Genomic DNA, 22,943 nt, shown 5'->3' with positions numbered 1-22,943 from the left:
GGATCCCCGTGCCGACCTCGCTCATCCTGGACACCGACATCGGCACCGATATCGACGACGTCCTGGCCCTTACCGCCATCCTCGGATCACCGGAACTCCACCTCGCCGGCGTGACGACCGTGTACGGCGACGTGCTGCTGCGCGCCCGTATGGTCGCCCGGCTCGCGCGCGTCGCCGGACGGTCGGTCGGCCCGGTCGTGCCCGGGCGTGGCGAGCCCCGATCCGGGCGGGACATCTTCTGGGCCGGGCATGAGGGCGCGCTGATGCCTGACCTCGAGCAGGAGGAGGTCGATGCCGACGGCGATCCGATCGCGTTGCTGGCCGGGTCGTCGACGGTGCTGGCGATCGGGCCGTTGACCAATCTGGCCGAGGCGGTCGAGCTGTCCGGGCACCGGATCGGGCAGGTCTTCTTGATGGGTGGCGACTTCACGTCGTCGGGCAAGGTGGAGCACAACATCAAGTGCGATGTCGCGGCTGCTGAGGTGGTGTTCGGGTCCGGCGTACCGGCGACGGTGATCGGGCTGGAGCAGACGACGCGGTTGCGGCTCGATGCCTTGATGCTGGCGGAGCTTGAGGGGGCGGGGGCTTTGGGGGAGTTGCTGGGCGGCGAGATTCGGCAGTACTGGGCTTATCGTGAGCGCGACTTCAACGAGCCGCATGATCCGGCGGCGGTGCTGATGATGGTCGAGCCGTCGTTGTTCTCCTTTGCGACCGGACGGATTGTGGTGGAGGAGGACGGGCTGACCCGGTTTGGCGTGGAGGACGGTGGTCCGCATCGGATCGTCACGGATCTGGATCCGGTACGGGTCGCCCGCCGGATCGTGGATCGGATGCTCGCGGCGATCGACTGAGCCCGGCTGCTGACGGCCGGGTGCTGAAACCTGCTTGGATGCGGCGGCGCGGCTTGTCAGGATGGCTGCATGCTTCCTGGTTGGCTCGACGTCATCGCTGGACCGGTTCTGGAGGCGACGCAGGCACCGGCGGTCGGTGAGCTCAAGGGCGAGGTGCTGCGCGAGTGGGGTTCGTCGGAGGTGTGGCGGCTGTCCTACGGACTGCGCTCCGTCATCGTCAAGCGGGGGAGCGACGCCCAGACGAGTGAGGGGACGGCGTACCGGCGGTTCGTCGTACCGCTCCAGTTGCCGGCGCCTCGGTTGATCCACAGCGTCGAGTCGGATGAGTCTGTACTCCTCGTGCTGGCCGACGTCGGACGGGTGAATCTGGAGCAGGAGCCGTCGGCCGAGGGCTTCCTGGCCGCGGCTGAACTCCTGGCCGAGGTCCGATCCAAGCCGGTGGACGCTCCGAGTGAGTTCACCTCGGCGCAATTGCTCGACCTCGTACGCCGAAGTCCCGCCAGCCCCGCGCTGGCCGAGCGACTCTCCTCCGTGGCCGTCGGCGCGCTCGATCAGTTGCATGAGGCAACACCGGCTCGGGTGGTCCATGGCGACTATGTGCCGAAGAACCTGGTGACCGACGGGACCCGGTGGACGATCGTGGACTGGCCGCTCGCGTATGTCGCGCCGCATCTGAGCGACCTCTACACGCTGGTCCGCGATGCCGTTGCCGTTGGCCACCAAGCGGAGCCGATCGTTGCCCGGTACATCGATGCCGCGGGTGCTGATCCGTCGCTGGTGCAGCGGCAACTGTCGGTGGGCGGGGTCGCCTTCATCCTGCGCGCCCTGACCTGGGTTGTCGAAGAGGGCGTCCGAACGGTCCCCTCCTCCAGCGAATGGACCGAGCCGCTGCTGGCCGAACTCGACGACGTCACGAAGGGTCTGCGATGAGGCGCACTGAAATAAGCTTGAAGTTGACGTAGCGGCAACACCTAGCGTCCTTGTTTGTGGCCGGAAGGACCGGCCGCGCGATGGTGGAGGGACGGTGGGCGAGGTGGCCTGGTCGATCGCGGAAGTGGCGCGGGAGTCGGGTGTGACCTCGCGGACGCTGCGGCACTACCACGCGATCGGGCTGCTGATCCCGGCCCGGACCGCGCCCAACGGGCGCCGGTACTACGAGGAGGAGCAGTTGCTCCGGTTGCAGCAGATCCTGCTGCTCCGCGACCTCGGGCTCAGCCTCGACGTGGTGGCCGAGGTGCTTGAGCGTCGCAGCAGCGCGAGCACGATCGAGGTGCTCGGCCGGCACGAGGAATGGCTGCTGCGCGAGCAACTGCGGATCGGTCAGTTGATCCGGACCGTCGACACCACCATCGCCAACCTCTCCGAAGGAGGCGAGATGAAACCAGAGAAGGTCTTCGAGGGATTCGAGCACAACCCGTACGAGGCCGAGGCGCGCGAGCGCTGGGGCGACGAGGCGGTGGACGCGAGCTACGAGCGGATGCGCGGCTGGACCGAGCAGGACGTCGAGTTCGCCCGCACCGGCCAAGTACGCGTCCATGAAGGGATCGCGGCGCTGAAGGCGGAAGGAGCAGACGTGCACGATCCGACGGTGCAGGAGCTGATCCAGCTCCACTACGAGGTGACCAGCCTGTTCTGGACGCCGAATCGCGCGGCGTACAAGGGGCTCGGGCAGATGTACGTCGACGACGAACGCTTCCGGCGGACCATCGGCGGCGGTGACGACAGCGTCGTGGAGTACCTGCGGGACGCGATGACGGTGTACGCGGACACAAATCTGTCCGAGTAAAAAGGTTGACCGGGTTATCTTCAGGTCGTGTATCTTGATGTCGAGATACCCGAGGTGAAGGGCCTGGGCGCGGTGGGCGAGCGGTTCAGTTTGTGGCGAGTGGCGGTGCCGGCCTTCGGGCCGACCGTGCTGAACGCGGTCGGCCAGGGTGCCGTGCTGCCGATCGTCGCGCTGTCCGCCCGGGAGCTGGGTGGGTCGGTCGGGGTGGCAGCGTTCCTGGTCGGCGTACTGGGGATCGGCCAGTTCGCCGGTTCGTTGCCGGCCGGCGCGCTGGTGGTCCGGGTCGGCGAGCGGCGGGCTTTGTTGCTAGCGGCAATCGTCAGTGCAATGGCGTGGCTCGCGGCATGGCTGGCCGGCAGCGTCGCCGTACTCGGGGTCGCGTTGCTGGGAGCGGGTCTGGCGGGTGCGGTGTTCAGCCTCGCCCGCCAGTCCTACGTCACCGAGGTGGTGCCGATCGAGTTGCGGGCGCGGGCGTTGTCGACGCTTGGCGGGGTCAGCCGGATCGGGCTGTTCATCGGCCCGTTCCTGGGCGCCGCGGCGGGACACTGGTGGGGCATCGCCGCCGCGTACGCCGTAGGAATCGCCGGCTCGCTGGGGGCCGCGATACTGCTCGTCTTCTCCCACGAGCCCGCCGGCCAAGCCCAGTCGGCCGACCCGCAACCGATCAAGAAAGTCCTCTGGGACAACCGCCGCATCTTCCTCACGCTGGGCACCATCGTCTTCATCATCGCCGTCGCGAGGGCGGCCCGCACCAGCCTGATCCCCTTGTGGGGTGAACATGTAGGCCTCTCCGCCACCGACACCTCCATAGTCTTCGGCATCACCAACGGCATAGAAATGCTGCTCTTCTACCCCGCCGGCCTGGTGATGGACCGCTTCGGCCGGGTATGGATCGCCGTCCCCTCCACCGTCCTCCTAGGCCTGGGAATGCTCACCCTCCCCCTGACCACAGCCCTCTACGGCGTACTGGCTGTCGCCATCTTGATGGCCATAGGAAACGGCCTAGGCTCCGGCATAGTCAAAACCCTGGGCGCCGACGCCTCCCCACCATCCCTCCGCGCCCAATTCCTAGCTGGCTGGACCTTCACCGCCGAATCCGGCAGCGTCCTGGGCCCCCTCCTCATCTCCGCCATAACCTTCACCGCCCCCCTAACCGCAGCCGCCCTGACCCTAGGAGCCCTAACCACCCTCGGCGCCCCCTGGCTAGCCCACCACGTCCCCCACTACGACCCCCGCCGTAAGCAACCGGCAACTGCCAACTAGCACCGGCATGCAGCGGATGATCCGTCGTTGCGGAGGGCGGTCGCAGTGTGCCGCCAGCGGCTCTCGGTGCCGGTGAGCAAGCCATTGCACTGGACCGAACACGTCAAGAGATTTCCCCGGCGACAGTTCGTCGCTGGTCAGCTCGCGGCGGTCGACGGAGTGGTGGTCAACTTCGTGCTTGTCGAGAAGGCTGCTCTCGGCAGGCGATCTGATCCGAGGCGATCAAGTTGCCTTCTACAACTACGTGGCGGGGTTGATCCTCGAGGGGATATTGCTGACGGCGGGCGCTTGGCGCGGTGGACGGCGCGATGTGGTGGTGACCTTCGGGCACGTCCGGGGATTCCCGCACGAGGAGACGTTGGCGTACTTCGAGAAGCTGCGTGCTGGTGCGGTCGATCCGGAGGTGTGGGAGCACCTTCGCAGCAAGCCGCGGTTTCTGGGTGCGGGGCAACTGGATGGGCTGCAGGCTGCTGATCAGTACGCCGGGATGCGGGCGGCGTTGGAGCCGGATGAGTTCGGCGGGTTCGAGCACCATCATCTGCTGGCGGTCAGGCATCAGCTCCGCAGGTACGAAGGGGAGAGTTGGGGACACGGGGTGCGGGTGATCGCCGTGCCGGGCCTGATGGAGGCATACCCATGGTGGCCGGTGGAGGGGCTGTGACGGACGACGAGGCCTTCGATGGTCCGGAGCGCCTCAGCCGGTAGGACCGGAGGGTCTGGCAGCAGACCTGACGTTCTCTCCGCGGCCATCGAAGGCCTCGTGGAACTCAGAATAGCAGGGTGGATCAGGTTTTTTTCGGGGCTGAGGTGGATCGGATGTGGAGTTCTGTGCGGAGGGTGACTGTGGAGGGTGGGCGGCCGGGGGAGGCGATTCGGTCTTTCAGGAGGAGGCCGGCGGTGCGGCCTAGTTCGTAGGTGGGTTGGGCGACTGTGGTGAGGGAGGGGACTACCAGGTCGGCCCAGGGGATGTCGTCGAAGCCGACGATGGCGATGTCGTCGGGGGCTCGGAGGCCTCGTTTGGCCAGGCATTCGAGGGCGCCGACGGTCATCAGGTTGTTGGTGACGAAGAGTGCCTCGGGTGGCTCGGGCTGGTCGAGGAGGCTTTCCATGGCGGCGAATCCGCCTGCCTCGCGGAAGTCGGCGTGGCGGACGAGGTCCTTGTCGTAGCGGATGCCGGCGGCGCGGAGGGCTGAGCGGTAGCCGGCCAGGCGGTCCATCGCGGTACTGACCCGCCGCGGTCCGGTGATGCAGGCGATGCGTTGGTATCCGCCGTCGATCAGGTGTTTGACGCCTTCGGCGGCGCCGTGTTCGTTGTCGACCAGGACGGTGTCCGCCTCGACGCCCTCGACGCGGCGGTCGATCAGCACCATCGGGGTCTTGGCGCCGTCGAGCAGGGCGACGCCCTCGGCGGTCGACGTCGGGGAGATCACGACGCCGGCCATCTGCTCGGTCAGTACCGCGGAGGCGTACGCCTCTTCCTTCGCGGGGTCCTCGTCGGAGTTGCACAGTACGACGTGGTAGCCCTCGGTCTGGGCGACGTCCTCGAGGCCGCGGACGAGCGAGGTGAAGAACGGGTTCTCGATGTCGGAGATGACGACGGCCCACAGGTTGGTGCTGGCCCGGCGGAGGTTGCGGGCCACACCGTTCGGCCGATAGCCGAGCTCCGCCACGGCCGCGCGGACCTTCTCGGACAGCTCCGGGTCCACGTTCCGGCGGCCGCTGAGCACCCGCGACACGGTGGCCGGCGATACGCCAGATCTACGCGCGACGTCGTAGATCGTCGTCATGCTCGCTCCCCGCTGAAGGCCTAACTGCCGTCTGGACGGCACCAGGATCTCACGAGGCCGGGAAAGGTGAGGCTTCAACCGGTTGTGCGTCGAGCAGCGCGCGGGCGGCGGAGTGGGAGGGGCAGGAGATCGCGGCTCCGTGCATCGTTGTAGACAAGGCGCCCGCGGCGTTGGCCAGTCGGACCGCGTCCGCGAGCGGCGCTCCGGCCGCCAGCGACGCGGCCAGCGAGCCGCAGAAAGCGTCGCCGGCGCCGACGGTGTCGACGGTCGCCACGGAATGCGCGGGCACGCGAAGCCCTCGCCCGGCCTCAGGCGAGGCCCGCCCTCGGCCGGCCGCGCCGGAGCGATCCAGGACGTAGGCGCCGCGGGGGCCGAGGGTGATGACGCAGCCGCGGAGGTTCCAGTCGTCGGCCAGCCGGCGCGCAATCACCGGTACTTGGGAGTCGTTGCAGTCAAGACCGGTCAGGGCGGCGGCCTCGACCTCGTTGGGGACGAGGATGTCCACGAAGGCGGCCAGGGAAGAGTCGACCGGGCCGGCCGGTGCCGGGGTGAGGATCGTCGTGACCCCCGCGGCCGACGCGAGTTGGAGAGCAGCCAGCGACGCATCGACCGGGAGCTCGAGTTGGACGCTGAGGACCGCGCTCGAGGTCAGTACGGACGAAGCCGCCTCGACGTCGGCGGCGGTGATCGCCGAGTTCGCGCGGGACACGATGATGATCGAGTTGCTGCCGTCCGGAAGTACCAGCGGTAGCCCCACCCCAGTGCCGAGCTCCGGATGCCGCACCACCCAATCGGTGTCCACACCGTCCGTCTTGAGCAGTTCGAGGAACTCCTCGCCGTACCGGTCGTCCCCGATCGTGCCGACGATCGCAGTACGCGCTCCCATCCGCGCGGCCGCGATCGCCTGATTGACGCCCTTGCCGCCAAGGAATTCAGCGAAACCCGTTCCGTGCAAGGTCTCCCCGGGCAGCGGCCGCCGCTCAGCGCGAGCAACCAAGTCCTTCATGAACGACCCGAGCACGCACACGTCGTACTGCGTCATGCCTCCTCCCCGGCGCCGAGCAGCTTGCGCCCGAGCGCCCCGGAGGGATGAAACCGCGCGAAATCGTGGTGAGTGAACTCCCGCAGTACTACGAGAGCGCACGCGAGCGCATCGCCCATCACCAACGCAGCGGTGGTGGATGCCGTCGGCGCGAGGTTGAGCGGATCGGCCTCCCGCAACACCATCGTGTCCAGCGTGTACGTCGCCAGCCCGGCGAGCGTCGACTCCTCGGCCCCCGTCATCGCGATCACCGGGATCCCGCGATCGCGCAGCATCCGGGCGAAGGCGCACACCTCCGCCGTCTCGCCCGACGCGGACAACGCAAGCACGAGATCCCGCGAGGTGACCGCGCCTGAGTCGCCGTGCAACGCGTCCCCCGCATGGATGAAGGTGGCCGGTGTCCCCGTCGACGCCAGCGTCGCCGCGATCTTGCGCCCAACCAGGCCCGACTTGCCGAGGCCCGTGACCACCAGATGTCCCTCGCAAGCGGCCACGGCGGTGAGTACGTCGAGGAACACCCCGTCGAGCCGGCCGGCCAGCGCGGACACGGCCGCGGCCTCGGTCTCGATCGCGTGCCGGGCAGCGGCCAGACCGCGCCCGACCAGCTCCCGGGGCAACTCCACAGGCGGCGTACCCGGCATCGCTTGCCCCCACCTTCATCGATGATCAGAAATCGATTTCCAGCGAGAGTAGGCAAATCCACGCTCAGCTGTCAATGAAACCTTGACCGTCCCGGCCCTCGCTCGTACTTTGTGAGAAATCGATTGCCAAGGAGTATCCGATGGCCGCACGATCCCCCGCACCTCAGTTGAGCCGACGGACCCTGCTGGGCGCGCTGGCCGCATCCGCTGTCGCCGCACCACTGCTGACCGCCTGCGGTGGCGACGACTCCGGCGGCGACGGCAAGGAGATGTCGTTCTGGAACTTCTACGGCCCGTCCGACGACAACAGCCCGCAGAGCAAGTGGTTCGTCGCCGTGGCCGAGCAGTGGAACCAGAACAACGACGTCAAGGTGAAGCTGCGCTACATCCCCGGCAAGGACTACCTCAGCGGTACGACGCTGCAGACGGCGTTCCAGTCGGGACAGGGTCCGGACATCTTCCTGATCAGCCCCGGCGACTTCCTGCGCTACTACAACGGCGGCGTCCTGCAGGATCTGTCCGGCAACCTGAGCGATGAGACCAAGGCCGACTACCTGCCCGGCCTGCTGGACGCTCGCAGCGTCGACGGCAAGATCTACGGCCTGCCGATGGAGATCGAGCCGCTCGCCTTGTACTACAGCGAGTCCGCCTTCGAGAAGGCCGGCCTGTCCGAGGCGGATCTGCCCAGCACCTGGGACCAGACCCTCGCGGTCGCGGAGAAATTGACCGGCAAGGACCGGTACGGGGTGATGTTCGAGACGCTGCCCGGCTACTACCAGAACTTCACCTGGTACCCGTTCCTCTGGCAGGGCGACGGGACGCCGATCAAGGACGGCAAGGTCGCCTTCGACTCACCGGCCGCAGTGCAGGCGCTGAAGTTCTGGCAGGACACGATCAAGAACAAGGTGGCCCCGCGCAAGGCGCTCGGCGACGGTGGCGGCGACGTCGTCTCCAACCTCGGCTCGGGCGCGGCCGCGATGCAGCAGAGCGGGATCTGGGCGGTCGCGGACATGCGGTCGAAGGCGAAGAACTTCAAGTACGGCGTGATTCCGCACCCGACTCCGGAGGGCGGCAAGCCGGCCACGGACCTCGGCGGCTGGGCGTTCGTCGCGAACTCGAAGGGCAAGAACCCCGAGGCCGCGGCCAAGTTCATCGCCTGGGCGCTCGGCTCGACCGACGCCGAGGGAGTCGAGCGGCAGCGGCAGTGGAACACCGTGGTCAAGACGAACGTACCGCCGCGCAAGTCGGTCCAGACGGCCGCCGACGCGAAGGGCGCCTTCGCCGACGGACCGCTGAAGAAGTTCGTCGCCGAGATCGCGCCGACCGGCCGGCCCGAGCCGCGCTTCCCACCTGAGGTGTACCAGCCGATCGCCGACGCGATCCAGGCCTGCCAGCTGAACGGCTCCGATCCGGCGAAGGCGGCCGCCGACGCCGCGCAGAGGATCGACACCTTCCTGAAGACCTACCAGGGCGCGCCCATCACATGACCGCGACGATCACCCGGCCCGAGCCCGCGCTGAAGGTCCGGCGCGAAAAGGTGCCGATGACAAAGAAGCGGCGGGAGGCCCTCGCGGCGTACGCGTTCCTCGCGCCGGATGTGATCGGCCTGCTGATTTTCGTAGCGCTGCCGATGGTCCTGGCCTTCGGCGTCGCCTTCTTCAACGTCGATGGCTTCGGCAACTACCGGTACGTCGGTCTGGCCAACTACCGGTTGATGGCGGGCGACGACCAGCTCTGGGCCTCGCTCAAGGTGACCGCGATCTACGTGGTCAGCTTCGTGCCGATCGCGTTCGTGGTGAGCTTCGCGCTGGCGATGCTGGTCCGCAACCACTTCAAGGGGATCGGCTGGGTCCGCTCGGCGTTCTTCCTGCCGAACGTGGTCAGCCTGGTCGTGGTCGGCCTGATCTGGCAGTTCCTGCTGGTCGACAAGCGCGGGGCGCTCTCGAAGCTGCTGGCGCCGTTGGGGCTGGGCGACGTGTCCTTCCTCGGTACGCCGTCGCTTGCCCTCGGCACCTATGTGGTGATCTCCGTGTGGTTCCTGATGGGCTACCAGATGCTGGTCTTCCTGGCGGGGTTGAAGGACGTGCCCAAGGAGCTCGAGGACGCTGCTGAGATCGACGGTGCGAGTGCGTGGCAGCGGTTCCGGTACGTCATCTGGCCGTTGCTCCGGCCGACCAGCTTCTTCGTCGTGGTCAACTCGACGATCGGGGCGGTGACCGGGCTGCAGGCGTTCGACCTTGTCTACGTGCTGACCAAGGGCGGGCCGGCCCGCGCGACGAGCACGGTCGTCATCTACATCTACGAGCAGGCGTTCACCTTCAACAACATGGGGTACGCCGCGGCGCTGACCACCGTCGTCGTCACGCTGCTCATCCTCTGCACGGGCCTGATGTTCGCCGTCACCCGAGGAGGCCGCTTCGATGAGGACTAGGTTCTTCCCGATCCTGGCGCACGTACTGGCCCTGCTGGCTGTCGCGCCCTTGCTATGGGTGCTGATCAGCGTGCTCAAACCCGCCGAGGATGTCTTCTCGTTCGGCTGGCCGTCGACCTGGACGCTGGACAACCTCCAGTATGTCCTGCTGAAGATCCCGTTGCCGCGCTTCCTGCTGAACAGCGCGATCGTCTCGGTCGTCGTCACCGTCGTCGCGCTGTTCTTCCACTCGATGGCGGCGTACGCCCTTGCCCGCTTGCGTTTCCCGGGCCGCGGGATCATCTTCTCCGGCATCATGTCGACACTGCTCGTCTCGCTGCCGGTGATCCTCGTGCCCTTGTTCCTGGTGGCCAAGCAGCTCGGCCTGCTGGACAGCTACGCCGGCCTGATCGTGCCGAGCATCTTCCATGCCTTCGGCATCTTCCTGCTCCGCCAGTACTACCTCAACATCCCGCGCGAGCTGGAGGAAGCCGCCGACCTCGACGGCTGCGGCTACTGGCGGCGGTACTGGAGCGTCATTCTGCCGTTGAGCCGCCCGGTCCTGGCCAGCCTGTCCGTGCTGTTCTTCCTGGCCAACTGGAACGCCTTCCTCTGGCCGCTCACCATCACCCGCAACCCCGACCTCCGAGTCATCCAGCTGGGCATCGCCGGGATGCAAGGCCAGTACGCCTCAGCCTGGAACCTCATCCTCGCGGCCGCCGTCATCGCCGCCATCCCCACCGTCATCGTCTTCGTAGCCGGCCAGAAACGCTTGGTCGACGCCATGAAGACCACTGGATTGAAGTGAGTGCAGTGGTCAGGTCGCGCAGTTGATGCAGGTTCGCGCGGTCGGCCGGGCGAGCAGCCGACCGACCGCGACGGGGTTGCCGCAGACTTCGCAGAGGCCGTAGTCGTCGGCTTCGAGGCGGCGCAGGGCGCTGTCGAGGTCCGCGAGGTGTTTGCGGGCGTCGTCGAGCAGAGTCGTGGTCTGCGAGCGTTCGAAGGCGATCGTCGAGCCTTCGGGATCGTGTTCGTCGTCGGTGGCGACCAGTCGGGACGCCTCCATGATCCTCTCCAGGTCGGCGGTGAGCGCGGCGATGCGGTTCGCCGTACCGGTCCGGTCGGCGAGGAGGGCTGCGCGCAGGTCGGGATCCACGGTTCCGATTGTCAGGGCCAGGGGTTGAGGTCGGGAAGGTCGCCGGTGAGGGGGTGCGGCCGCCCGGCGAGCCATGCGGTGAGGTCGGTCAGCTTGCCGGTGAGGACAAGGTCTTCGCCGCTGCCGTTCTCCCAACGGACGTCGCCCGCGTCCAACATCAAATGGACTCCGGCGGGGGTGCGGGGTCGCAGGAAGTCGAGAAGGTGCAGGCAGAACTCGTCTGACCAGTCGTCCGAGGTCGGCTGCAGGGCAAGATCGACGGTGTGTACTTCGTACTCCCGCCAGCCGGCGTAGACGGTCGCGGCCAGGTCGCTGTCCCGGTGCCGCACCGGGCGCGACCAGTCGTCGACCTTGCCCCACGCGGCCAGCAAGCCGGCGCTCGCCGTTGCGACGTGAGTCCTCAGCTCATCGGCGGACCGGCCGGCGCCCGCCTCGATCGCGGCGTCCCGGGCCGGTCGCCCGCCGTCGTACATCTCGATCGTCCGACCGGCCAGCGCCTCCTCGACCTGGCGGGTCATCGCCTCGCTGAAGTTGGCGACATGCGTCAGCACATGCCCACGCGACCACCCCGGCAGCCCCGATGGGGCCCGGACTGTTTGGTCGTCGAGGTCGACGAGCAGGGCGTTCAGCCGACTGATCGACGCTTCGATCGGAGCGCTCATGGATCCGCCTAATGTTAGATCTGATTCTGCCGTTAGCAGGGATAGTATGCCCGGCATGAGCGTGCTCGCCTTCGAGATAGCCGCGACCATCCGCCACGACGGCCAGGGCGGCGTCACGGACGGCCTGGCGACAGCGGAGCTGACCGAAGCCTGGATCCAGGCAAACGCCCCGCTCGTCGAAGAGGTTGCCGGTGGCCGATCCCTTGGTTCATCTCTTTCAGTTGACGACGGTGTGCGCTTGCAGTTGGTCGGCGTGCGGCGGGCGGTGCGTTCGTTGTTTGCGCGGGCGGTCAGTCCCGCGCCGCCGAGCAAGGCCGACGCCACTCGCTTGCTGGCGCCGGCCACTGCCCTGGCGATGCTGAACGAGGCGGCGGACCGGCTCGGCAGCGCCCATCTGGAGTGGCCTGACGAGGGTGAGCCGAGGACGCGGTGGTCCGCGGAGTCCGCCGACCCGCTCGACCTCCTCCTAGGCGCCGTCGGCCGGTCGGGGATCGACTTTCTCGCCGGCCCTGATCGCCATCGCCTCCGAGCCTGCCCAGCGGCCCGCTGCGTCAAGTACTTCCTGCAGGACGACCCGCGGCAGACCTGGTGCTCCCCGACCTGCGGCAACCGCGAGCGCGTCAACCGTCACTACCGCCGCAAGGCCGGTACACCGAACGACCTCTAGCCTGCCGACCGGCCCTAGTGGCCGGGCGGGAACAAGGGGCCCTGGTTCAGGCGGTCGGTAATGCGGTTGCGTGCGTCCGGCGTGGTCAGGATCGCGGCTGACTGTTGCCGGCGGGCTTCGGCCGCAGCCTGCCAGCTCGCCTCCTCGGTCTCGGTGATCGTCGCTGCCCGGCCGGTGATCGTCTTCACGATCAGGTCGGCCACCGCGGCCTGCTCCTCGGCGTGCGGATGGTATGCGGCCGCCTTCAGCAGATCGGGATCCTTGCCCTGGATCCAGGCCTTGGCCTTGGCGCAGACATCGTGACCCGTGGTCGCCTTGAAGACGTCGACGTACTTCGCGCCGCCGGTCTTGGCAGCCGCCTGGACCGCCTTGTTGAGCTCGGTCAGGATCGAGGTCAGGTAGGCGTAGTCGCCCTTGGCCAGCGGCAGCTCGGGACAGGGCTTCTTCGGCGGCGCGATGGTGGGGTAGCCGACCAGCAGGATCATCGCCTTCGGCTTGGCCCTGCCCTTGGCCGTCTTCACCGCCGCGGTCAACCGGGTCTTGGTCTGGGTGACGTTCTCCTTCAGTTGGTCCTTGCCGCCGGCGGTGAACTTCTTCTTGCACGGCGCGCCGTCCGGATCCGACTTCCGCAGGCTGGGACAGACCGCCAGCAGGCTGGCGAGCACCCCGAAGTCGTTGCCGCCGATTCCGATCGTGACCAGGTCGGCCTGCTTGCTGAGGGCATCGAACTGGGCCGGCACGAAGCCCGCCGGAGTGGCCTGACCGGCTAGTAGATGGGTGGTGTCCGCCCCGCCACAGCTGACATCAGTCGTCTTGGGGACTTTCAGCTTCTGGGCCAGCAAGGCCGGATAGTTGCCGCCCGAGCGCAGACAGCCGAGGTTGGCCAGATCCAGTGGCGGGACGAGCGGCGCGGCGGTGTAGTTGTCGCCCAGCGCCACGTAGTACTTGTACTTCGGCGGCGGGGGAGCCGCGCTGACGGCTGGGGCACCCGCCGTCGAGACCAGAGCGACGGCGGCGACGCTCGCGACCGCGGTGATTCTGCCGGACATGGTCATGAAGCCTCCAACTAACTCGGGGCAGGAGGCGGCCCGCCGGTTGCACGGCACTCAGGGTCCACCGGTAACCACCGCGCCGGGTCACAAACGGGACGGCGCCGGAATCCACCGCACAATCGTGTCTCGGTTCCACGGGCGGGTTCTGTGGTGGGTCCGCGGGCGCCGTTAGCCTGTGGCGTATGGCAACAGCGCGGTTCAAGGATCTGTGTGTCGATGTTGTGTGCCCGAGTGTGATGACGGCTTTCTGGGGCGGGCTGCTCGGGCTGACCTCGCCCGCGGACAACCCGGAGGTGCTGGTCGGGGACCGGCCGGAGAAGACGATCTGGATCAATCGGGTGCCGGAGCCGCGGACGGTCAAGCAGCGGGTCCACCTGGATGTGCACGTCAGCTCGATCGAGGAGTTGGAGCGGGTCGGGGCGACAGTCCTGAGCCCGATCTCGGAGCAGCAGCACTGGGCCGTGATGGCCGATCCCGAGGGCGGCGAGTTCTGTGGATTCGTGCGGGAGAAGGTTCCGGCGTACCGGTTGATGGAGCTGGCCGTGGACTCGGCCGACCCGGAGGCGCAGGCGCGCTGGTGGGCCGGGGTGGTCGGTGGCGAGGTCGGGCACGAGCCGGGCAAGCCGTGGTACTGGCTGGAGGGCGTGCCCGGGATGCCGTTCAAGTACTGGGTGTTCAACCCGGTACCGGAGCCGAAGACCGTGAAGAACCGGATCCACTGGGACATCACGGCGGACGACCTCGACGCCGTCCTGGCCGCGGGTGCGACACTGCTGCGGCCCAAGGACGACGAGATCGGCTGGCACGTCTGCGCCGACCCCGAGGGCAACGAGTTCTGCGTGTTCCTACCAGTACCAGTTGAGGATTCTGATGGCGAAGCTTGATCTGTCCCTGTCCGGACCGGACCTTTGTGCCGCGCTGGTCGACGTCTCGTCGGTCAGCGGGACCGAGGAGGAGCTGGCCGACGCGGTCGAGTCGGCGCTGTCGGCGTACGCGCATCTGACCGTGTCGCGGCACGGCAACACCGTCGTCGCGCGGACGGAGCTGGGGCGCGCGGAGCGGATCGTCGTCGCCGGGCACCTGGACACCGTGCCGCTCAACGACAATCTGCCGGCGCGCCGGGCGGACGGGCTGATCCACGGCCTCGGCGCCTGCGACATGAAGGGTGGCGTCGCCGTCGGGCTACGGCTGGCCGCGACGCTGGCCGAGCCGAATCGCGACATCACCTATGTCTTCTACGACTGCGAAGAGATCGAAGCGGAGCGCAACGGGCTGTTCAAGCTGACCCAGACGCATCCCGAGCTGCTGGAGGGCGTGTTCGCGGTCGTGATGGAGCCGTCGAACGCGGTCGTCGAGGCGGGCTGCCAGGGCACGATGCGGGTCGAGGTGACGACACGGGGCGAGCGGGCCCACTCGGCGCGCTCGTGGATGGGCAAGAACGCGATCCACGCGGCGGGGGAGATCCTCGATCGGCTGGCGTCGTACGAGCCGCGGCGGGTGCCGATCGACGGGCTGGAGTACCGCGAGGGGCTCAACGCGGTCGCGATCAGCGGCGGGGTCGCGGGGAACGTCGTACCGGATCTGTGCACGGTGTCGGTCAACTACCGGTTCGCGCCGAGCCGGTCGGAGGCCGAGGCTGAGGCGCATGTGCGTGAGGTCTTCGCCGGGTACGACGTGGTGGTGACCGACTCGGCACCGGGTGGACTGCCTGGACTGGAGCGGCCGGCGGCGGCTGCGTTCCTGCAGGTGGTCGGGGGTGAGCCGCAGCCGAAGTTCGGTTGGACCGATGTCGCGCGGTTCACGACGCTGGGGGTGCCGGCGGTGAACTACGGGCCGGGCGACCCGTTGTACGCGCACAAGCAGGACGAGTTCGTGCCCGAGGCGGAGATCGAGCAGTGTGAACAGCGGTTGAGGACTTGGTTGACGACGTAGGGTTTTGCCGGGTCCGTACCGTCCGGGCGCACTAATCTGGACACATGACCGACCCATCGATCCACCCCGACCGTCCGCAGGGCTCGCAGCAGCGGGGGCCTGTCGTGATGCGCCGCAACCAGGTGCAGCACTCGACCTCCGAGCAGCGGCTGCTGGACAGTCGCGGGCCGTCGGACTGGGTGCATACCGATCCGTGGCGGGTGCTGCGGATCCAGTCGGAGTTCATCGAGGGCTTCGGGATGCTGGCCGAGCTCGGGCCGGCCATCAGCGTGTTCGGGTCGGCGCGGACCAAGCCCGAGGACCCGATGTACACGGCGGCGGAGGAGTTCGGGCGCAAGCTGGTCGGCGCCGGTTACGCGGTGATCACCGGTGGCGGACCGGGCGTGATGGAGGCGGCGAACAAGGGCGCCTCCGAGGCCGGCGGAGTGTCGGTCGGGCTCGGCATCGAGCTCCCGTTCGAGAACGGGCTGAACGAGTGGGTCGACATCGGGATGAACTTCCGGTACTTCTTCACCCGCAAGACGATGTTCGTGAAGTACGCGCAGGGGTTCGTCGTGATGCCGGGTGGGTTCGGCACGCTGGACGAGCTGTTCGAGGCGCTGACGCTGGCGCAGACGCGCAAGGTGACGTCGTTCCCGGTGGTGCTGTTCGGTACGTCGTACTGGAGCGGGCTGGCCGACTGGCTGCGCGAGACGATGCTTGCCGACGGCAAGATCTCGGCGGCGGACCTGGAGATGTTCACCATCACCGACGACGTGGACGAGGCGATCAGCTACATCGTGAAGGCCGGCGAGATGGCCGACGCGGCCGCTGAAGAGGCAGCGGCAGCGGCCGCCCGCGACGTCGCCGAGTCCGACAGCCCGGAGGCCAGGGAGCGCCGCGAAACCCGCCGGCTCGGCTCCGACGGCATGTGAATCCTGCATTGGTCTCGCGGTGGCGGGGGGCTGAAACTGGGGGTTGACAACCGGCGACCGGCCCGTGGTTGTGCGGGGTTGTCCGTCGGCATGGCACGATCGGTCACGTGATGTGGTTCTTCGGGCTGATTGTCGTGCTCCTGATCGGGGCTGTTGCCGTCGTTGCCTCCGGACGGTGGGGCGCGATGGCCCCGGCGTACGACGACCGGCCGGATCTGACGGTGCCGGCGCGGCAAGCGCTCACCGCCGACGACCTCGAGACGGCCCGCTTCGGCGTCGGCCTGCGGGGATACCGGATGGACGAGGTCGACACCCTGCTCGAACGCGTCGCCCGCGAGGTGGCCGAACGCGACCGCCGGATCGCCGACCTCGAACGAGCCGTCAGCCCGATCATCCACGGCCCCGAGGGCGCCGGCTTCACCGCCCGCGCCGACTACCACCCCACCGACTTCGACGACACCGGCTACAACAAGCCCATCCTCGTCGGCGGCGACTTCCCCACCCCGGAAGAACCTCCAGCCGCCGTCCAACCGGAGCCCACCCCAGCAGCCGTCGCCGAGACCGCGGCCGCGCCCGAGGCCCCCGCAGTACCGGCTGCCGAGGCACCGCCCGCACCGGAAGCCCCCGCCAAGCCGCAGGCGCAGGTGGATACCCAGCTACCTGCGGAGGTGCACGCCGAACAACCTGCGCAACCCACAGCAGTAACCGAGGCACCTTCTGCACCGGCGGCTGACGACGTACCGGCCGTACCAGCGGCTGACGAAGTACCGGCTGTACCGGCGGCCGACGAAGTACCGGCTGAGCCCTGGTTCGAGGAGGCTGAGACGAGCTCGGTGCTCGATGAGCGGCCGCAGGCTCCCGTGCCGTTGCCGCCGATGTTGCAGGAGCTTGTCCACACCACCGAGGACGCCGAACCGGAGTCCTGGTTCACGGCGAAAGAGCCCCCTCCCGAGTACTCCGAAGAGGTCCTCGCCGAGAACACCGCAGCCACCCCGGCCGACCCCACGGACGCCGACCCCGACCGCGCCGACACCGACCGCGCCGGGACCGACGGTGACGACGACGAGGACGAGAGCGGTGAGCTGCCGCGTGGCCGGCACAGTGCCTCGCCTGACGTGAGCGCCGTCCAGCGTCCCAACTGATGTCCTGCCACGCCGAAGCCGCCGTCGACCTGCCGCTCGATCCACAGGCCGCCTGGGACGCGGTGATGGACTGGAACGGTCAGTCCGACTGGATGCTGTTCACCCGCGTCTGGGCCACCGACAACGACGGCCGGGGCGTCGGCGGGGGAGTAGCGGCGCGGACAAGTGTCGGTCCCTTGGGATTCACTGACGACATGGTCATCACCCACTGGGACCCACCCAACGAATGCACCGTGAAACACCTCGGCACGATCGTCCGCGGCACCGGTACCTTCGCAGTCCGACCCGCGGCGAACGGCAGCACGTTCACCTGGTCCGAAGACGTCATCCCACCTCTGGGCGCCCTTGGCCGCACGGCCTGGCCCGTCATCCGCCCCACGTTCGAGTTGATGATGCGCATCTCGCTCAAGCGCCTCGCCGCGGTGATCGCGCGATGACGGCCGTGATCGGCCCGGACGGGCAGCCACGCTGCAGTTGGGCCACCTCCGCGCCGGAGTACATCGCGTACCACGACGACGAGTGGGGCAAGGAGATCCGCGACGACCACGGCCTGTACGAGCGGATGACGCTGGAGGGGTTCCAGTCCGGGCTGTCCTGGATCACCATCCTGCGCAAGCGGGAGAACTTCCGCAAAGCCTTCGACCAGTTCCATCCTGAGCGCATCGCGGCGTACGGCGAGAAGGACTTCGACCGGCTGATGGCCGACCCGGGCATCGTCCGCAACCGGCTGAAGATCAACGCCACCATCACCAACGCCCGCGCCCTGCTCGAGCTGGCGCCCGGCGAACTGACCGACCTGCTGTGGTCGTTCCAGCCCGCCGACCGCCCGGCCCCGAAGACGATGAGCGACGTACCGGCCACCACCCCGGAGTCGATCGCGATGGCCAAAGCCCTGAAAAAGAAGGGTTTCGTCTTCATCGGCCCCACCACCAGCTACGCCCTCATGCAGGCCACCGGCATAGTCAACGACCACCTGGCCGACTGCATCGCCCGCTGACGTGGCCCTCGGCAGCAGCCGGCGTATCGCTCTCAAACGACGGGTTACCCCGAGGGTTGCCGGGATCTACCGAGGGTGCGTGCAGGAATACCCTCGGTTATCTGCCGTCCTGGTGCGGAAAATGCCGGTCCTTGGTATCACTGCGGGGTCAGTCGCGTTCGGTAGTCCATCGATCGCTCTCCGCCCCAAGATCTGAATGAGGCCCGCCCATGCCCCATCGCAAGCTCATCTCCTCCCTGGCCATCCTGGCCACCGCCGCCCTCGGCTTCGCCGCTGCCGCGGCCGGCCAGGCGACCGCCGCTCCCGCCCCCGAGCGCGCCGAGGCGACCACCGTCTCGACCTACGCCGGTTCCCCGGCCGAAGCGGCCGCCAACAAGGCCTTCTACGACGCGGTGATGAAGTCCGCGCTGGCCAAGCAGGCCAAGAGCGGCAACAAGCTCGCCGCGGTCACCGTCCGGTACCGCAACGCCGCGTCGTCGTTCTCGAGCCAGATCTCGCAGTCGACGTCGATCTGGAACTCGTCGGTCGCCAACGTCAAGCTGCAGCAGGTCACCAGCGGCTCGTACGACTTCTACTACACCCAGGGCAACGACCCGCGCGGTTCGTACGCGTCCACCAACGGCCACGGCCGGGGCTACATCTTCCTCGACTTCGCCCAGGCGCAGCAGTACAACCCGACCCGGATCGTCGCCCACGAGACCGGCCACGTGCTCGGTCTGCCGGACCACTACTCCGGTCCGTGCAGCGAGCTGATGTCGGGTGGCGGCCCCGGCCCGTCCTGCACCAACGCCTACCCGAACTCGACCGAGCGCAACCGGGTCAACCAGCTCTGGGCCAACGGCAAGACCGGTCTGAGCACCTTCCAGACCATCCGCTGACCCGGCTCAGCACAGACCGCGGCCCGGAAACCCTCAAATGGGGGTTTCCGGGCCGCGGTACGTCATGGACCTACTTGCCGTGGCTCTATCTACCGTGAAAGGTCGGCTTCTCCTTGGCGACGAAGGAGGCGACCGCGTTGCGGTGGTCCTCGGTGTCGCCGGTGAGCTGCATCTTGCCGCCCTCGAACGCCAGCGACTCGGCCAGCGTGTGCGTCGCGGAGTACGCGATCGACTGCCGGATCGATCCGTACGCGACGGTCGGCCCGTTCGCCAGCTTGGCTGCCAGCTCGGCCGTCGCGCTCGCGAGCTCCTCAGCCGGTACTACGGAAGTAGCGAGCCCCAGCGTCAGCGCTTCAGCGGCCGGGATCGTGCGCGGAAAGTAGAGCAACTCGGTCGCCCGCGCCGTACCGATCAATCGGGGGAGCGTCCAGGAGACACCCGTGTCGCAGGACAGCGCGATCCCGGCGAAGGCGAAGTTGAAGCCCGCCGTCTCCGCGACCACCCGGAAGTCGCAGGCGAACGCCATCGACGCGCCGGCCCCGGCGGCGACCCCGTTCACCGCGGCGATCACCGGCTTGGGCATCTCGGCCAGCGCCAGCGCGATCGGCGCGTAGTGATCGGGGACCGTGCTCCACAGGGCGTCGGTGTCGTTCGCCTCGAGCAGCCGGATGTGTTCCTTCAGGTCCTGCCCGACGCCGAAGGCGCGCCCGGTGCCGGTCAGCACGACACACCGGACCGCGTCGTCCGCGGCCGCCGCCTGGACGGTGTCCCGCAACGCCACCTTGGTCGGCGTGTCGAACGCGTTCATCGCGTCCGGCCGGTTCAGGGTGATCGTCGCGACGCCGTCGGCCACGTCGTACAGCACAGGGTCACTCATCGTTGCTGGCTCCCAACACTCGGTGAAGATAGTCAGTGAATGGTCAGGCAGTTGTCCACGAAACGCCCGGCCGCGTGGCCCAGCCGGGTGGCGTGGAAGTCGAAGAACGCGGCCGCCCTGGTACCGGCCCAGCCGGCCGGCAGCAGCTCGGCCGGCAGCCCGGGATCGAGGAACAGGAACTTGCGCCATTCGTGCAGCAGTTCAGACCGTACTGCGAACGCCTGCTCGTCGGTGAGCTCGTCACCGGCGCTGTCGACCAGCGCCTTCGCGTCCTTCAGCCAGGAGTCGTACGACGCGCCGAGTTCGTCCAGTTTCCAGACCCGGCGGGCGAACTCGGCCGCGTCGTCCTCGACCGGCGCGCGGAACCGGTCCACGGCGATCCCTTCCAGGCTGAGGATCTGGTCCACCTCGGCGTCGTTGCGCAGGCCGACCCAGGCCGCGTCGGACAGCGGAGCCCAACCCAGGAAGGCGAGTTGGCTCGCCAGCTGCTCGCGCCGGCGGGCGTTCGGGACCTCCCGCAGGATGCCCAGATGCCAGTGCCCGTCCCACCCACCGGGCGAGTCGCCGGGGGTGCCCGGCTGGTCCGGCGGAAGGTTGCCGTCGGCGTCGGTCCGGTAGATCCGGACGGCGGCGTCGTCGAGGCGGCGACGCGCCCGGGAGGTGAGCGCGTAACCAGGTTGCCCGTCGATCCGGACCGGCTCCAGCCAGCCTTGCCGGACCATCCGCGACACGGCGGTGCGAACGGCCGGAGGATGCACGCCCAGCGGGGCAAGCAGCCGAACCAGGGCGGCCACCGGTGCGCGCGCTCCCCGCGCGCGCAGGTGGTCGCCGTACAGGTCGAAGAGGGCTGAACGGGCGTGCACGAGACCTGAGTCTGCCGTATGGTGCACGGCTCTGGCCCGGGATCGGGGATAATGGGTCGAGATACACACTTTGCGATGCGCGCCGACGGCGCATCACCGCGCGGGCGCCGGCCACTCCAGCGTCCGTTCGGTGTCGTCGCTCAACACCGAAGAGGGCAGTATCCAATGAGGGAAGGGGTGCGCGCATGGCGGCGATGAAGCCGCGGACGGGCGATGGTCCGCTCGAGGTCACCAAGGAGGGCCGGGGCATCGTGATGCGGGTTCCGCTCGAGGGCGGCGGTCGGCTCGTCGTCGAGCTGAACGCCGATGAGGCGACCGAGCTGGGGAACGCGCTCAAGGCCGTTGTCGGCTGATCCGATCTCCTCGGTGTGCTCCAGCTGAGCGCACCCACAACTCCACGACCCCGGTGGGTGCCTTTTCCGGCACCGGCCGGGGTCGTTACGGTGACATCGACACTTTCTTTTGATCAAAACAGTGAGGACGTCCAAGGTGGCTCGCCGCAGCAGCGCCCGCAACAGCTTCCCGACTCTGCCTGCCGTCGTCTGGCAGCCGGGGCTCCCCGTGCACGGGTCGCGGACCTGGGTGATCGTGGTCGGCGACGAGGCCGGGCTGCCGGCCGCTGCCAAGGAGGCAGGCGAGCGCCTCGGGGTCGACCTCGACCGGTTGCTCGAGGCGCAGCGCGCTACCGGGTTCAGCCCGACGGCGGGAGCGACCACGGCGTACCCGCTGCTGACCGGTGAGGTCGCCGAGGTACTGCTGGTGGGCGCCGGTGACGGCTCCCCGGCGAGCCTGCGACACGCCGGTGCGGCGATCGCGCGGTTCGGCCGGGGCAAGGACGAGCTGACCACGGTCGTTGCCGAGGGCATCGACGACGAGGCGCTCCAGGCGTTCGCCGAGGGGATCGCGCTCGGGTCGTTCACCTTCACCCGCAAGACGGTCGACGTGGGCAAGCCGCTGGTCGAGCGGGTGGTGCTGACCGACGGCTCCGATCACGACCGCGCCGCCGTACTGGAGCGCGGCCTGGTGATCGGGCGGACCGGCTGGCTGGCGCGCGAGTTCGCCACCACCCCCTCGAACGAGAAGGACCCGGCCTGGATGGCCGCCCGGGCCACCGAGCTGGCCGCGCAGACCGGCCTCGAGGTCAAGGTCTGGGACGAGAAGCAGCTCGCCGCCGACGGCTTCGGCGGCATCCTCGCGGTCGGCAAGGGCTCGACCCGCCCGCCGCGATTCATCCGCCTCGACTACACCCCGGCCGGCGCGACCAAGAACACGCCGTACGTCGTCCTCGTGGGCAAGGGCATCACCTACGACACCGGCGGCCTGTCGCTGAAGCCGCGCGAGGGCATGGTGTCGATGAAGCGCGACATGACCGGCGGCGGCTCGGTGATCGCGACCATGTCGGCCCTGCGCGATCTGGGCGCCCAGGTCAGGGTCACGGGGTTGATCTGCTCGGCGGAGAACATGCCGTCCGGCACGGCGTACCGGCCGGACGACGTGATCCGGCACTACGGCGGGCGGACGACCGAGGTCAAGAACACCGACGCCGAGGGACGGCTGGTACTCGCCGACGGGCTCGCCTACGCGGTGAACGAGCTGAAGCCCGACGCGGTCGTCGACATCGCCACGCTGACCGGCGCGATCAAGGTGTCGCTCGGCTCGATGCTGTACGGCGGGCTGTTCGCCACCGACGACGGGCTCGCGGCGCGGCTGGCCGACGCGGGTGAGGTGTCGGGCGAGCGGCTGTGGCGGATGCCGCTGCCGGACGAGTACGCCGACCTGATCTCGACCCCGATCGCCGACTCGGTCAACAGCTCGAAGGGGCCGGGCTCGATCACCGCCGCGCTCTTCCTGAAGGCGTTCACCGGCGGGCTGCCGTGGGCACACCTCGACCTGTCGAGCATCGCGGAGTCCCCGCGCGACGAGTACGAGTACTCCCTGGGCGCCACCGGCGCTGGCGCCCGACTCCTCACCACCTGGCTCACCAGCGAGGCACCGACCGCCGGCATCGGCTGACGCCTCTTTG

26 protein-coding genes are annotated in these 22,943 nt (G+C 68.5%); 18 read left to right on the top strand and 8 right to left on the bottom strand.

Annotation, left to right across the window (positions count from 1 at the left end; translation table 11 throughout):
* Window positions 1–8 precede the first annotated feature (8 nt).
* The 5 genes from ACIA12_RS32095 to ACIA12_RS32075 all read left to right on the top strand — a co-directional run bounded on the left by ACIA12_RS32095 (window position 9) and on the right by ACIA12_RS32075 (window position 4,561).
* A complete protein-coding gene (locus tag ACIA12_RS32095; RefSeq protein WP_396370953.1) occupies window positions 9–851 on the top strand; it encodes a nucleoside hydrolase in 843 nt (280 codons plus the stop codon).
* 69 nt (window positions 852–920) lie between these two features.
* Window positions 921–1,781, top strand: coding sequence for a phosphotransferase family protein (locus ACIA12_RS32090; RefSeq protein WP_396370952.1), 861 nt, complete (start codon window positions 921–923; stop codon window positions 1,779–1,781).
* Window positions 1,782–1,875: 94 nt separating this feature from the next.
* Window positions 1,876–2,637, top strand: a complete 762-nt coding sequence (locus ACIA12_RS32085; RefSeq protein ID WP_396370951.1) for a TipAS antibiotic-recognition domain-containing protein — start codon at window positions 1,876–1,878, stop codon at window positions 2,635–2,637.
* 27 nt (window positions 2,638–2,664) lie between these two features.
* Window positions 2,665–3,900, top strand: a complete 1,236-nt coding sequence (locus ACIA12_RS32080) for an MFS transporter (RefSeq protein WP_396370950.1) — start codon at window positions 2,665–2,667, stop codon at window positions 3,898–3,900.
* A gap of 178 nt (window positions 3,901–4,078) precedes the next feature.
* Complete coding sequence (locus tag ACIA12_RS32075; protein WP_396370949.1) at window positions 4,079–4,561, top strand: hypothetical protein; 483 nt, start codon at window positions 4,079–4,081, stop codon at window positions 4,559–4,561.
* Between the two features lie 124 nt (window positions 4,562–4,685).
* Here ACIA12_RS32075 and ACIA12_RS32070 read toward each other — a convergent pair whose 3' ends face one another.
* The 3 genes from ACIA12_RS32070 to ACIA12_RS32060 are packed head-to-tail and all read right to left on the bottom strand — an operon-like array spanning window position 4,686 to window position 7,370.
* Window positions 4,686–5,687, bottom strand: coding sequence for a LacI family DNA-binding transcriptional regulator (locus tag ACIA12_RS32070; protein ID WP_396370948.1), 1,002 nt, complete (start codon window positions 5,685–5,687; stop codon window positions 4,686–4,688).
* A gap of 49 nt (window positions 5,688–5,736) precedes the next feature.
* Window positions 5,737–6,729 carry a ribokinase gene (locus ACIA12_RS32065; protein ID WP_396370947.1) on the bottom strand — a complete coding sequence of 331 codons (993 nt, stop codon included), beginning with the start codon at window positions 6,727–6,729 and terminating at the stop codon, window positions 5,737–5,739.
* On the bottom strand, window positions 6,726–7,370 hold the full coding sequence (locus tag ACIA12_RS32060; RefSeq protein WP_396370946.1) for an SIS domain-containing protein: 645 nt from the start codon (window positions 7,368–7,370) through the stop codon (window positions 6,726–6,728). Before ACIA12_RS32060 ends, ACIA12_RS32065 begins: the two co-directional genes overlap by 4 nt.
* A 140-nt stretch (window positions 7,371–7,510) precedes the next feature.
* Between ACIA12_RS32060 and ACIA12_RS32055 the strand changes: the two genes are divergently transcribed.
* The 3 genes from ACIA12_RS32055 to ACIA12_RS32045 are packed head-to-tail and all read left to right on the top strand — an operon-like array spanning window position 7,511 to window position 10,588.
* Complete coding sequence (locus tag ACIA12_RS32055; RefSeq protein ID WP_396370945.1) at window positions 7,511–8,857, top strand: ABC transporter substrate-binding protein; 1,347 nt, start codon at window positions 7,511–7,513, stop codon at window positions 8,855–8,857.
* Complete coding sequence (locus ACIA12_RS32050; protein ID WP_396370944.1) at window positions 8,854–9,801, top strand: carbohydrate ABC transporter permease; 948 nt, start codon at window positions 8,854–8,856, stop codon at window positions 9,799–9,801. The genes ACIA12_RS32055 and ACIA12_RS32050 overlap by 4 nt, the downstream gene beginning before the upstream one ends.
* On the top strand, window positions 9,791–10,588 hold the full coding sequence (locus tag ACIA12_RS32045) for a carbohydrate ABC transporter permease (protein WP_343982633.1): 798 nt from the start codon (window positions 9,791–9,793) through the stop codon (window positions 10,586–10,588). Before ACIA12_RS32050 ends, ACIA12_RS32045 begins: the two co-directional genes overlap by 11 nt.
* A 9-nt stretch (window positions 10,589–10,597) precedes the next feature.
* Here ACIA12_RS32045 and ACIA12_RS32040 read toward each other — a convergent pair whose 3' ends face one another.
* Entirely contained in the window at window positions 10,598–10,936 is a 339-nt protein-coding gene (locus ACIA12_RS32040; protein WP_396370943.1) for a TraR/DksA family transcriptional regulator, read from the bottom strand.
* Window positions 10,937–10,947: 11 nt separating this feature from the next.
* On the bottom strand, window positions 10,948–11,598 hold the full coding sequence (locus ACIA12_RS32035) for a maleylpyruvate isomerase family mycothiol-dependent enzyme (protein ID WP_396370942.1): 651 nt from the start codon (window positions 11,596–11,598) through the stop codon (window positions 10,948–10,950).
* Window positions 11,599–11,653: 55 nt separating this feature from the next.
* Here ACIA12_RS32035 and ACIA12_RS32030 point away from each other — a divergent pair, with 55 nt between their 5' ends.
* Entirely contained in the window at window positions 11,654–12,265 is a 612-nt protein-coding gene (locus tag ACIA12_RS32030) for a CGNR zinc finger domain-containing protein (protein WP_396370941.1), read from the top strand.
* Between the two features lie 14 nt (window positions 12,266–12,279).
* Here the strand turns inward: ACIA12_RS32030 and ACIA12_RS32025 are convergent, their stop codons facing one another.
* The gene (locus ACIA12_RS32025; RefSeq protein ID WP_396370940.1) at window positions 12,280–13,320 is read right to left on the bottom strand and encodes an SGNH/GDSL hydrolase family protein; all 1,041 of its coding nucleotides are present in this window, start codon (window positions 13,318–13,320) and stop codon (window positions 12,280–12,282) included.
* Window positions 13,321–13,499: 179 nt separating this feature from the next.
* Between ACIA12_RS32025 and ACIA12_RS32020 the strand changes: the two genes are divergently transcribed.
* The 7 genes from ACIA12_RS32020 to snpA all read left to right on the top strand — a co-directional run bounded on the left by ACIA12_RS32020 (window position 13,500) and on the right by snpA (window position 19,180).
* The gene (locus ACIA12_RS32020) at window positions 13,500–14,201 is read left to right on the top strand and encodes a VOC family protein (protein ID WP_396370939.1); all 702 of its coding nucleotides are present in this window, start codon (window positions 13,500–13,502) and stop codon (window positions 14,199–14,201) included.
* Window positions 14,188–15,249, top strand: a complete 1,062-nt coding sequence (gene dapE, locus ACIA12_RS32015; protein WP_396370938.1) for a succinyl-diaminopimelate desuccinylase — start codon at window positions 14,188–14,190, stop codon at window positions 15,247–15,249. Before ACIA12_RS32020 ends, dapE begins: the two co-directional genes overlap by 14 nt.
* Before the next feature lie 44 nt (window positions 15,250–15,293).
* Window positions 15,294–16,163 (top strand): TIGR00730 family Rossman fold protein, encoded by an 870-nt coding sequence (locus tag ACIA12_RS32010; RefSeq protein ID WP_396370937.1) that lies wholly within the window; start codon window positions 15,294–15,296, stop codon window positions 16,161–16,163.
* A 110-nt stretch (window positions 16,164–16,273) separates the two neighbouring features.
* Entirely contained in the window at window positions 16,274–17,305 is a 1,032-nt protein-coding gene (locus ACIA12_RS32005; RefSeq protein ID WP_396371178.1) for a DivIVA domain-containing protein, read from the top strand.
* A complete protein-coding gene (locus ACIA12_RS32000; protein WP_396370936.1) occupies window positions 17,305–17,742 on the top strand; it encodes an SRPBCC family protein in 438 nt (145 codons plus the stop codon). The genes ACIA12_RS32005 and ACIA12_RS32000 overlap by 1 nt, the downstream gene beginning before the upstream one ends.
* Window positions 17,739–18,302, top strand: coding sequence for a DNA-3-methyladenine glycosylase I (locus ACIA12_RS31995; protein WP_396370935.1), 564 nt, complete (start codon window positions 17,739–17,741; stop codon window positions 18,300–18,302). Before ACIA12_RS32000 ends, ACIA12_RS31995 begins: the two co-directional genes overlap by 4 nt.
* Window positions 18,303–18,511: 209 nt before the next feature.
* Window positions 18,512–19,180: a snapalysin gene (gene snpA, locus ACIA12_RS31990; RefSeq protein ID WP_396370934.1), complete on the top strand. Its 669-nt coding sequence runs from the start codon at window positions 18,512–18,514 to the stop codon at window positions 19,178–19,180.
* Between the two features lie 85 nt (window positions 19,181–19,265).
* Here snpA and ACIA12_RS31985 read toward each other — a convergent pair whose 3' ends face one another.
* Entirely contained in the window at window positions 19,266–20,057 is a 792-nt protein-coding gene (locus tag ACIA12_RS31985; RefSeq protein ID WP_396370933.1) for an enoyl-CoA hydratase/isomerase family protein, read from the bottom strand.
* 32 nt (window positions 20,058–20,089) lie between these two features.
* Window positions 20,090–20,920: a PaaX family transcriptional regulator C-terminal domain-containing protein gene (locus ACIA12_RS31980; RefSeq protein WP_396370932.1), complete on the bottom strand. Its 831-nt coding sequence runs from the start codon at window positions 20,918–20,920 to the stop codon at window positions 20,090–20,092.
* A gap of 185 nt (window positions 20,921–21,105) precedes the next feature.
* Between ACIA12_RS31980 and ACIA12_RS31975 the strand changes: the two genes are divergently transcribed.
* Window positions 21,106–21,273 carry a DUF3117 domain-containing protein gene (locus ACIA12_RS31975; RefSeq protein ID WP_012923066.1) on the top strand — a complete coding sequence of 56 codons (168 nt, stop codon included), beginning with the start codon at window positions 21,106–21,108 and terminating at the stop codon, window positions 21,271–21,273.
* A gap of 121 nt (window positions 21,274–21,394) precedes the next feature.
* On the top strand, window positions 21,395–22,933 hold the full coding sequence (locus ACIA12_RS31970) for a leucyl aminopeptidase family protein (protein ID WP_396370931.1): 1,539 nt from the start codon (window positions 21,395–21,397) through the stop codon (window positions 22,931–22,933).
* Window positions 22,934–22,943 lie beyond the last annotated feature (10 nt).

The organism is Kribbella sp. NPDC051620 (assembly GCF_044453825.1).
Classification (GTDB): Bacteria; Actinomycetota; Actinomycetes; order Propionibacteriales; family Kribbellaceae; genus Kribbella.
The sequence above is the reverse complement of the archived record's forward strand: the minus strand, read 5'-3'. Positions and strand labels throughout refer to the sequence as shown.